The sequence below is a fragment of the Actinocorallia lasiicapitis genome (assembly GCF_054778695.1).
This window is the reverse complement of record NZ_BAAGZI010000200.1, coordinates 1-10,298: the sequence shown is the minus strand read 5'-3', so window position 1 is coordinate 10,298 and position 10,298 is coordinate 1. Positions and strand designations below refer to the sequence as shown.

Here is a 10,298-nt window from a genome sequence, read left to right as displayed (position 1 = left end):
CCGGCAGCCGGCCCGCCACAGGCCCGAGCGACAGCCGCTCCAGCAGCGGGGACGCCGCCAGCCTGGCCGCCACCCGGTTCCCGTACGACGGGTTCCCGCCGCGCGTGTCGTACAGCGCCGCCAGCTCGGCCACCTCGGCCTCGACGCGCGGAGCCAGTTCGGCGACGGTCGTCTCCCCGACGGGAACGTCCCCGTGACCGAGCGCCAGCAGCCGCCGCAGCAGCACCGCCACCCCGCTCAGGAACCCGATCCGCTGCCCTGTGTCGACGCTCCGCTCGTCCAGCCAGGCCGCGTGGTCGGCGAGGATCTCCAGCCCGCGCGCCTCGTTCCCGGTGAGCGCGCAGAACTCCAGATGGAACCCGACCGAGGGACGCAGGCCCGGCCGGTGCCGTACCAGCGGGTAGCCGCGCAGGAACGCCGACCGCGCCTCCTCGATCCGCCCGGTCCGCAGTAGCGGCAGCAGTGCCTTGGCCAGCACGCGGTGGGGTTCCTCGGCGCAGCGGCGTTCTCCGGACAGCACCGGTTCCCAGTGTCGTAGCGCGCCTTCGTCGTCGCCGAACGCGTCGAGCAGCGAACCCCAGCCGTTCCGTTCGCAGGCGTCGCAGTCGGCCATGGTGTCGCGTTCGGCGGCGATCGACGCCTCCTGGTGCGCTTCGGCCGCCGTCCGGTCGTCGCGATAGCGCGCGATCAGGGCGTGGAACGCGAGGACGGGCCGCTGGCTGTATCCGCGCTGCCCGTACCGCGACGTCAGCTCGGTCAGCCATTTCTCGGCGGTCGTCAGCGGTACGGCCGGGTTGCTGAGCAGCGCGTTCGTCATCCACTTCAGGTACCAGTGGATGTCGTGGGCGTGCCCGTCGAGCTCGCCGGGGAACTCGTCGTAGATCCGCAGGATCCGGCCGAACGCCACGGGCATCCGGTCGCGTTCGCCGCCGTACTCGTAGGAGGTGACGAGCGCCAGCAGGATCTCGGTCTCGAGCGACCGGTCGGTTCCGGCGCGTGCGGCTTCGGCGAGGGTCTCGAGCCGTTCGGCTTTGCCGCGTCCGTTGGGCAGGTGCCGGGCGTCGTGCAGGGCTGCGCGGAGTTCCTCGGTGGTCATCGGGGGTCCTCCAGCGATCGCGACGCCCACGTCAGCAGGTCGTCGAAGGTTCGGTTGAGCAGCGCGGTGTCGACCTGCCGGAGCGGCCGGTGCGTCATCAGCAGCGCCTGCCCGTAGAGCGCCTCGACGGCCGTCGCCAGCAGCGACGCGTCGCCGAGGGAGGCCAGTCTGCGGACGACGGGGCTGCGGTGGTTGAGCACGAGTTGCGCTCGGGGAGCGGATTTCTGCAGCGCGCCCAGCAGTTCCGACCAGAGGTCGTCGGATTCGGCTTCCAGTTCGGCGCGGTGGCGTTCGCTGCGTGCTTCGCGCGAGTCCAGGTGCAGTGCGGACACCGTCACCGGGTCGAACGAGCGTAGGACGACGTCGCAGGAGAGCGGGTCGAGGGTGGCTCGGGCGGCCGCGAGGAAACCGGCCATGGCGAGTTCGTCGGTGGCGTCGACGGGGTCGAGCGCGTCGGTGACGGTCGCCGGGTCGAGTTCGGCGGTGCGCACGCCGTCCAGGATCTGGGGGAGCGCGGCGACGAGTTCGGCGTCGTAGGTGTAGCCGCCGTTCACGACGCCGATGCCTTGCGCGGCGGCGATCGGCGCGATCTGCCGGAACTCTTCGACGGTCCTGGTGACCCGGATGACGGGGTGCCGGCGCGCGAATTCCGACAGCGGAACCGCTCCGTCGGTCGTTTCGAACGGCAGATGCGGCAGCATGATCCGGAACAGTTCGGGGTCATGCCGGGCCAGCGACTTCACCCCAAGACTGTGCACGGACAGGAACCGCGCGAGCTGTCCCGGGTCGCGCGCCGCGAGCCCGGTCAACCAGTCCCTGACCTGCGCCCCGAGCGCTTCCCGGACGGCGGCGAGCGTCTCGTCTTCGTAGAGGCTTTCCCGTGACGCGGTGGGCCGCAGCGTGTCGGTGTCGATCACGCACCGCGCGAAGAACGCCCAGTCAGGCAGCAGCCCGGCGACGGAGTCCCCGAGCAGCATCCCCTTGAGATAGATCCGATGCCGCCCCCCTTCGGCCGCGCTGGCGGCCCCCGGCAGGATGTACGCGACCCCCCGAATCCCCGCAAGCGGCACATCCAGTTCGACCGCGTCGAGCGGCATGAACCCAAGCGCCGACCGCCCATACTCCAGCAACGCGATCCGCCGCTCGGTAGGCGAAGCATGGCTCCGATCCCAAACAGCAGGACTGGAACTCGTCCGCACATCCCCTTCGGCCCCAGAGACGATCACAGGATAAGGCAGCAGCTCCCCGTACTCCCGCGCCAGCCCGACCACGACGTCCTGCCGAAACCACTGCCCGGCATCAGCCCGAGCGGTCAACTCAACGGTAGTCCCAACCCCTTGCTCCGAGGAGGAAAGCACCCGAACGGTATAGGTCCCATCCGACGCCGCCTTCCACTCAACAGCAGGCGCCCCCACGGTCGCAGCCCTGGTCACCACCCGAATCGTCGAAGCCACGGTGAAGCAAGCAAGCAGCCCAATCCCGAACTGCCCAAGAAACTCCCGCCGAGCCCCCTCGATCTCATCTCTCTTGGACGACCGGCCGATCGTGGCCAGAAACCGATGCACGTCCTCCTGACTCAACCCGATCCCCGGATCACTGATCGAGAGCCCCCCACCCCCCACCGTGATCCGAATCTCCCGAGCCCCCTCACCTTCCAGGCCCCCCCGAGCAGTAACCGCGTCCACCGCGTTCTGCAACAGCTCCCGCACATAAACCCGAGGCGACGAGTACAAGTGATGCGAAAGCAGATCCACAAGCCCCCGAAGATCCACCTGAAACGAATGCCCCGAACCCACCCCAACACCCTCATCCATGCGCCGCATAGTACCGACGCCAAAAGAGATGTCCACAAGCCCCAGGACCCCACAAACACCAACCACCACGAAGCGCACAAACAGCAACCACCGCAGCCAGGGGGGTGTCGGGGGCGCAGCCCCTGACCGGGGGACGTCAGGGGGCAGAGCCCCTTACGAAACTGGGGGTTCCGGGGGTTATCCCCCGGGAAGGCACGGAGCCGAAGCACGGGAAGCACCCCCCAAAGGGGGTGCGAACAGGCAAGGTCGATCGGCGGTGGACGATACTGGGATTGAACCAGTGACCTCTTCCGTGTCAGGGAAGCGCTCTCCCGCTGAGCTAATCGTCCGGGCACCCTGTGTTGCTTGTGGGGTGTTGAGGTGGAGACGGGATTTGAACCCGTGTACACGGCTTTGCAGGCCGTTGCCTCGCCTCTCGGCCACTCCACCGTGAGACATTGTGGGATGTCTCTCCGAGCGGAAGACGGGATTCGAACCCGCGACCCTCACCTTGGCAAGGTGATGCTCTACCACTGAGCCACTTCCGCGCGTCGTTCCGAGGGTTTTTGTGGCCCTCGGTGACGTCGTTAACCTTACAGGAACTCGGGAGTCAATGCGTACTTGGTGTTGTGGCGGGGTGGGTGTTCGGGGTGCGTTTGGTGCCGGGCGGGCCGGCGAACGCCTGGATGATCGTCAGCCATTGGTCGGCTTCTTCGCCGGTGGCGGTGAGGGTGGTGTCGTCGCGGTGGCGGCGTTGGACGGCGAGGAGGCAGAAGTCGAGGGCGGGCCCGGTGATGCGGTGGGCGGCGGTGCTGGGGCCCCAGGTCCATTGGTCGCCGGTGGGGGAGGTGAGCCCCACGAAGATCGGGACGGTGGGTGCGGTGAGTCCGTTGACGAGGTAGGCGTAGTCGCGGGCGCGGACGGCGATGTGGGCGACGTGCCGGAGCCGGTCGGTGGGGGTGCGGGTGATGCCGAGGGTGTCGGCGATGTCCTGGCCGTGGGCCCAGGTTTCCATGAGCCGGGCGGTGGCCATGGAGGGGGCGGCCATGGGCGGTCCGAACCAGGGCACGCGGTTGCCGGGTTCGATTTTGCGGAGGGCGGCGACGACTTCTTCGCGGGAGCGCCGCCAGGCGGTGAGGGGGCCTTCGGGGTAGCCGGCGGGGTCGGCTCCGGCGTCGACGAGGCCGAGCGGGTCGGTGATCTCGGCGAGCATCTGGTGGAAGCCGTCGGGGTCGGTGGCGGCGAGGGCGGCTTGCTGGTCGGTCCAGGCGAGGTGGGCGATCTGGTGGGCGATCGTCCAGCCGGGTGCGGGGGTGGCTTGTGCCCATTGGGCTTCGGTGAGTGCGGTGACGAGGGCGTCGACGTCTGCGCATTCGTCGAGGAGGTCGTCGTAGATGTTCGCGGTCACGTGGCTGCTCTCTCCAGTCCTTGGCGGACCCAGCGGCCGAAGTCGGTGATCGCGGCGCGGGATTCCGGTAGTAGGGGGCCGAACATCTGGAACACGTGGAGTTGGTCGTCCCAGAGTTGGAGTGTGCAGGGGACTCCGGCGGCGGCGAGGCGCTCGGCCATGGTCTCGGAGTCGCAGGCGAGCAGTTCGGTGGAGCCGGCGCTGAGGTAGCAGGGCGGCAGTCCGCGCAGGTCGGCGTAGATGGGGGAGACGGCGGGGTCCTTGGCGTCGAGGTCGGCGAGGATCTCTTTGACGAAGGTCTCCAGGAGCGGCCCCGGGTTGGTGGGGTCGAGGCGGTGGTTGGCGTGGGCGAGTTTCGCGGCGAGGTCCATGTCGAGCATGGGGGAGAGGGCGACGAGCGCGGCGGGCAGCGGTAGTCCGCTGTCGCGGGCGAGCAGGGCGGTCGCGAAGGTCATGTAGCCGCCGGCGGAGTCTCCCGCGAAGACGATGTCGGAGGCGGCGACGCCGTTGTCGAGGAGGTGCCGGTAGGCGGTGAGGCAGTCGAGGACTTCGTCGAGCAGGGTGACCTGGGGGATCATCCGGTAGTCGACGGAGAAGGCGGGGATTCCGGCGGCGGCGGACAGCCGCGCGATCATCCGGCGGTGGGTGTTGAGTCCGCAGGAGATCCAGGCGCCGCCGTGGAAGTAGAGGATGACCTTGTCGCGGGAGCGTCCGACGCCTGGTCCGTGCACCCATTCGGCGCGGAATCCGTCGAGTGGCACGGAGGTGACGTGGGTGCCGCGCGGCGGTCCGAACCGGGCGGCCATCCGGTCGAAGGAGGCGGCCCGGTCGAAGTCGATGGGTCCGCGTGAGGCGCGTTCGATGGCGGGCCGCAGCATCGCACGGACGCCGACGGACAGCGCTTTCGCGCGCCAGCTCGCTCTGGCCCGGCGTTCGATGGTCAGCGTGACGGGGTGCATACGGTCCTCCTCGGGGGCGATGCTCGCACGGGCCGCGACCACTGCCTACCCACTTGTGAGGTAATTCACTACTTACTCAGCCGCCGAGAAGGCGTCCCCACGGGCGGCGTCCGGGGTCGACGGCCTGCTCGGCGAGGAGCCCGTCCAGCAGTCCCTCGACGGCCTTGCGGGTGGTGTCCCGCACCTCCGACAGCGCCAGGACGTCGTCCGAGCGGCCGTCGTAGGGGTCCGTCTCGATCGGCTCGCCGAACGCGAAGTACAGCCGTTCGGGCCGCGGATCGATGCCGAGCACCGCGGGAACGAGGTCGCGCCGTCCCCGGAACACCTTCCGGGACACGAACCGCAGCGGCGCCTGCATCACGCTCGCCGGATCGACGAGCAGTGGGAACTGGTCCTCGACGCCCACCGCGCCGAACGGGATGATCGGGCAGCCGGCCTCGATCGCCATCCGGGCGAAGCCCGTCCGGTCGTCCCAGAGCAGCTGGTACTTCTCGCCGCGCCGCTTGGCGACCTCGCGAGCCCCGCCGGGGAACACCAGGACGGTCTCGCCCGCGGCGAGGATCGCGCGGCAGTTCTCGCGGGTGCCGTCGACGCATCCGCCGAGGTGGAGCAGTTCCCGCCAGCCCGGCATCACGAAGTGCACGTGATCGGCGAGTGACCGGATCCAGACGCCGGTCTGCCGTCTGATCTCCGACATCATCACCGGGACGTCCAGAAGCGGCATCGTGGTGTGATTGCCGACGAGCAGGGCGGGCCCTCGGGTGGGTAGGTTCTCCACTCCGTGGAAGACCGGCGAGGTCAGCGCCCTGACGGGGGCGAGGGCGGCTTCGAAGGCCGCGAACAGCGGCCGGGGCGGTGGGGTCCATGCGGTGGGGGAGCGCATGGCACCGAACCATAGAGTGGTGAGTTGACAGGTTGTCAAATAGCAGTATGTGTGGTTGATCACGAAAACCGGCAACGTTGACTGTAAACACTGAGTACGGCCACGATGATGGGGTGATGGGCGACGTGATCGGATTCGGCGGAAGGCTGGCGCGCGGACTCAGCGCGACGGCGCAGAACGCGCTGGAGGTCGCCAGGTTCGGCGGCCTGCGGACCGGCGAGGAGGCCAGCCCCTACCAGGTGGTCGCCGAGCAGCCCGTCTACCGATTGCGCCGGTACTACGCCGACACCCTCGATGACCGTCCGGTCATGCTGTTGATCCCGCCGCTGATGCTGACGGCCGAGATCTACGACATCGCGCCGACCGCGAGCGCCGTCGGCGTCCTGCACGACCTGGGCGTCGACCCCTGGGTGGTCGACTTCGGCCACCCCGAGAAGGAGCCGGGCGGCCTCGAACGCACCATCACCGACCACGTCCTGGCGATCAGCGACGCCATCGACAGGATCCGCGAGGTCACCGGCCGGAACGTCCACCTGGCCGGCTACTCCCAGGGCGGCATGTTCGCCTACCAGGCCGCCGCCTACCGCCGCAGCGAGGGCATCGAATCGGTCGTGACGTTCGGCAGCCCCGCCGACCTGGATGCCGCCAACCCGTTCGGGGTGCCCGACTGGATCCCCAAGGAGCCCCTGGTCGAGCTGGCCGAACGGATCCCCGACTTCTCGGTGCCCGGCTGGGTGACGAGGCTCGGCTTCCAGGTGCTCAGCCCCACCAAGTCGGTCCGCAACCGGCTGGAGTTCCTGCTCCAGCTACACGACCGCGAGGTCCTCGCCCCGCGCGAGCGGCAGCGCCGCTTCATGGCGGACGAGGGCTGGGTGGCGTGGCCGGGTCCGGCCCTGGCCGAGTTCCTGCGCCAGTTCGTCGGCCACAACCGGATGCTGAAGGGCGGTTTCGTGATCGGCGACCGCCTGGTCACGCTGGCCGACATCACCGCCCCGATCCTCACCTTCGTCGGCGAGGTCGACGAGATCGCGCCGTCCGCGATGGTCCGCGGCATCACCCGGGCCGCGCCCCGCGCCGAGGTGTCGGAGGTGACGATCCGCACCGGCCACTTCGGGCTGGTCGCCGGCTCGCACGCCGCCGGAAGGACCTGGCCGATCGTCGCGGGCTGGGTGCACTGGCGTGAGGGACAGGGCATGGTCCCCCAGGAGGTCGGGCCCGTCCGCGAGGAGAGTTCGAGCCGGGGCAGGACCGCCTACGGGATGGACCTGGCCGTCCAGGTGGGGGTGGGCGCGGTCCGGTCGGTGACCGACGCGGCGACCTCGGCCGTCAAGGGCGCGCTCCACCTCGGCCAGGAGGCGGTGGCGCTGCTGCCGCGCCTGGCCCAGCTCGAGCGGATCGAGCACGACACCCGGATGTCGCTCGCCCTCCTCCTGGACGAGCAGGCCCGCCGCGCCCCGCACGACGTGCTGTTCCTGTTCGAGGACAGGGCCCACACCCAGGTCGCCGCGAAACGCCGGATCGACAGCGTGGTCCGCGGGCTGATCTCGATCGGGATCCGGCAGGGCGAGCACGTGGGCGTGCTGATGGGCACCCGGCCCAGCGCCCTGGCGACGGTCGCGGCGCTGAGCAGGCTCGGCGCGGTCGCCGTCATGCTGCGGCCGCACGGCGATCTGGGCCGTGAGCTGGAGCTCGGCCAGGTCAAGCGGGTCATCGCCGACCCCGAACTCGCACATCTCATGGCCACGCGCGCCGAGGGCCGCGAGGTGTTCCTGCTCGGTTCCGGCGCCGTCCGCGACGCGAGCCTGCCCGACATGGAGCGGATCGACCCCTCGGAGGTCGAGCTGCCCGGCTGGTACGAGCCGAACCCCGGACGCGCGGGCGATCTGGCGTTCATCCTGTTCACCGGCGACGGCAAGAACACCAAGGTCAGCCGGATCACCAACCGGCGGTGGGCGCTGTCGGCGTTCGGCACGGCCTCGGCGGCCGCCCTTTCCCCGGCGGACACCGTCTACAGCCTGACCCCGCTGCACCACCCGTCGGCGATCCTGATGACGATGGGCGGCGCGGTGGCGAGCGGCGCGCGGATCGCGCTGGCCAGCGCCTACGATCCGGCCACGTTCTGGGACGAGGCCCGCCGCTACGGCGTGACCGTCGCCTCCTACACCTGGACCCTGCTGCACGGGCTGGCCGAGGCCCCGCCGCACCCCGGCGAGCGGCACCATTCGGTGCGGCTGTTCATCGGCTCGGGGATGCCGCGTGGGCTGTGGCGGCGGCTGGAGCACCGGTTCGCGCCGGCCCGCGTCCTGGAGTTCTACGCCTCCACCTCCGGTGAGGTGGTGCTGGTGAACGTCACCGGGAAGAAGCCGGGCGCGCTCGGCCGTCCGCTGCCCGGGTCGGCGCGGGTCAGGATCGCGGCCTACGATCTGCGCAAGGGGATGCTGGTGCCGGGTTCGGACGGGTTCGCGGTGCGCTGCGGTCCCGGCGAGACCGGGGTGCTGCTGGCGCGCGGCACGTTCGCGTCCGATCCGCTGCGCGGGGTGTTCGCGCCCGGTGACTCGTGGGTGGCGAGCGGCGACCTGTTCCAGCGGGACGCCGACGGCGACTACTGGATGGTCGGCCGGACGAGCGAACTGGTCCGCACACCGCGCGGGCCGGTCCCGACGGGCCTGATCCGCGACCGGATCGGCGACGTGCCCGGCGTGGACCTGGCCGTCGCCTACGGCATTCCGTCGGGCCGGTTCGAGCTGCTGGCCGCGGCCGTCACGCTGCGCGCGCCCGTGTCAGCCGCCGACTTCACCGCGGCGTTCCCCGACGAGGGCCCCGCCCTCATCAGGGTCGTCGAGGAGATCCCGGCCAACGACTACGCGCGGCTGCTCGTCGGCGAGCTGCGCGAGCAGGGGGTCCCGGAGGAGGGCACCGCGTACTTCCGCGACGAGGACGGCTCCTACCAGCCGCTCACCGACGTGGCGCGCAAACGCCTCACCACGGGCTGACGGCTCACTCCAGCCGGTCGAGCGCGGCGGGCCGCAGCAGCAGCCCGCCCGCCGTGAACTCCAGGTCGTCGCCGAGCCGTTCCCGCAGGATCCGGCCGGCGAGCGACGGGTTGATCCGCGCCCACCCGGCCAGGGTCGCCCTGCTCAGCGGGACGGACACCCGGACCCTGCCGTCCAGGAGCAGTTCGCCGTGCCGGTCGGCGAGCCGCGACAGCAGCACCTTCAGCCGTTGCGTGCCCGACTGGCACATCCGCAGCGCGTGCTCGTCCCAGAACTTCTCGACGGTCGACTCCAGGACCGCCCGGGTGATCTCGGGACGGGTCCGCATCAGCGCGTCGAACCGTTCGGGGGCGATCGTCGTGGCCTGCACCTCGGTCAGCGCGGTGATCCAGCACCATTGGACGCGCGGATCGAACAGTTCGAGCTCGCCCAGCACATAGGTCGGGCCGAGCAGATCGAGGATGCGTTCCTGGCCGTCCTGGACGGCCCACACCTTCACCCAGCCGGCCTCGATCACCCGGACGGCGTCCAGCCGGGTGCCCTGGCGCATCAGATGCTGGCCGCGCCGCCACCGGACGCAGGTTCCGGCGATCCGGACCTCCTTCTGCAGGTCGGGAGCCAAGAGCGAGAGGAACACGTCAACCTCCGGACGGGGCGGGCCGCGCCAGCCAGTGGCGCAGCTCCTCGGCGAGACGGCGGCAGCGTCCGGCCTCCTCGGGACGGCCGAGCCGGACCAGTGAGGCGGCCCGGTCGTCGAGGAGGGGGATGCGGCCGCCCTGGTCGTCGACGTTGACGAGGATGTGGTCGGCGCGGGTGAGCAGGTCGAGGGCGCGTTCGTCGTCGCCGAGCTGCTGCCGGACCCGGCCGAGCACCTTGAGCGAGGCGGACTCGGTCTGGCCGTCGCCCAGGTCGCGGGCGCGGTTCAAGGACTCGGCGGCCTGGGCGGCGGCGTCGTCCAGCCGGCCGAGCTTGAGCAGGATCGAGGCGCGCACCCGGCACGCCTCCGCGAGGTGGAACTGCGCGGCGCCGGAGCGGAGCAGCGGCAGCGCCTCGTCGATGGCGTCGAGCACCTCGGGGGCGCGGCCGCGGTTCTGCGGGAAGTTCCCGGGGCAGTGCGCGAGGTGGAGGGGGACGTGGGCGCGGCGGGCCACGTCCAGGCACTCCTG

8 protein-coding genes and 3 tRNA genes are annotated in these 10,298 nt (G+C 70.7%); 1 reads left to right on the top strand and 10 read right to left on the bottom strand.

All coding sequences use genetic code 11. The features are described 5' to 3' along the window. The 8 genes from ACYVE7_RS20840 to ACYVE7_RS20805 form a co-directional block, all read right to left on the bottom strand. Positions 1-1,096, bottom strand: a 1,096-nt coding sequence (locus ACYVE7_RS20840) for a hypothetical protein (protein WP_460366640.1), incomplete at its 3' end; no start/stop codon positions are given. Continuing rightward, positions 1,093-2,910: an HSP90 family protein gene (locus ACYVE7_RS20835; RefSeq protein ID WP_460366639.1), complete on the bottom strand. Its 1,818-nt coding sequence runs from the start codon at positions 2,908-2,910 to the stop codon at positions 1,093-1,095. The genes ACYVE7_RS20840 and ACYVE7_RS20835, both read right to left, overlap by 4 nt. A 257-nt stretch (positions 2,911-3,167) precedes the next feature. Next, positions 3,168-3,239 (bottom strand) — tRNA-Val (locus ACYVE7_RS20830). 29 nt (positions 3,240-3,268) lie between these two features. Then, positions 3,269-3,339, bottom strand: a tRNA-Cys gene (locus ACYVE7_RS20825). A 26-nt stretch (positions 3,340-3,365) separates the two neighbouring features. After that, a tRNA-Gly gene (locus ACYVE7_RS20820) sits at positions 3,366-3,437 on the bottom strand. A 62-nt stretch (positions 3,438-3,499) separates the two neighbouring features. Next, positions 3,500-4,297: a TIGR03084 family metal-binding protein gene (locus ACYVE7_RS20815; RefSeq protein ID WP_460366638.1), complete on the bottom strand. Its 798-nt coding sequence runs from the start codon at positions 4,295-4,297 to the stop codon at positions 3,500-3,502. Then, entirely contained in the window at positions 4,294-5,256 is a 963-nt protein-coding gene (locus ACYVE7_RS20810) for an alpha/beta hydrolase (protein ID WP_460366637.1), read from the bottom strand. Before ACYVE7_RS20810 ends, ACYVE7_RS20815 begins: the two co-directional genes overlap by 4 nt. Before the next feature lie 76 nt (positions 5,257-5,332). Next, complete coding sequence (locus tag ACYVE7_RS20805) at positions 5,333-6,139, bottom strand: lysophospholipid acyltransferase family protein (RefSeq protein ID WP_460366636.1); 807 nt, start codon at positions 6,137-6,139, stop codon at positions 5,333-5,335. A gap of 116 nt (positions 6,140-6,255) precedes the next feature. Between ACYVE7_RS20805 and ACYVE7_RS20800 the strand changes: the two genes are divergently transcribed. After that, positions 6,256-9,132 carry an AMP-binding protein gene (locus ACYVE7_RS20800; protein WP_460366635.1) on the top strand — a complete coding sequence of 959 codons (2,877 nt, stop codon included), beginning with the start codon at positions 6,256-6,258 and terminating at the stop codon, positions 9,130-9,132. Between the two features lie 4 nt (positions 9,133-9,136). Here ACYVE7_RS20800 and ACYVE7_RS20795 read toward each other — a convergent pair whose 3' ends face one another. Together ACYVE7_RS20795 and ACYVE7_RS20790 are read right to left on the bottom strand one after the other, a co-directional pair. Then, complete coding sequence (locus ACYVE7_RS20795) at positions 9,137-9,769, bottom strand: Crp/Fnr family transcriptional regulator (protein WP_460366634.1); 633 nt, start codon at positions 9,767-9,769, stop codon at positions 9,137-9,139. Position 9,770: 1 nt separating this feature from the next. Then, on the bottom strand, positions 9,771-10,298 hold a 528-nt coding region (locus ACYVE7_RS20790), incomplete at its 5' end, for a tetratricopeptide repeat protein (protein ID WP_460366633.1).

What these genes read in the sequence shown, in the direction of transcription:
- ACYVE7_RS20810 (WP_460366637.1), bottom strand. Translation starts at nt 5,256, where the DNA reads ATGCACCCCGTCACGCTGACCATCGAACGCCGGGCCAGAGCGAGCTGG.
- ACYVE7_RS20835 (WP_460366639.1), bottom strand. Translation starts at nt 2,910, where the DNA reads ATGGATGAGGGTGTTGGGGTGGGTTCGGGGCATTCGTTTCAGGTGGAT.
- ACYVE7_RS20805 (WP_460366636.1), bottom strand. Translation starts at nt 6,139, where the DNA reads ATGCGCTCCCCCACCGCATGGACCCCACCGCCCCGGCCGCTGTTCGCG.
- ACYVE7_RS20800 (WP_460366635.1), top strand. Translation starts at nt 6,256, where the DNA reads ATGGGCGACGTGATCGGATTCGGCGGAAGGCTGGCGCGCGGACTCAGC.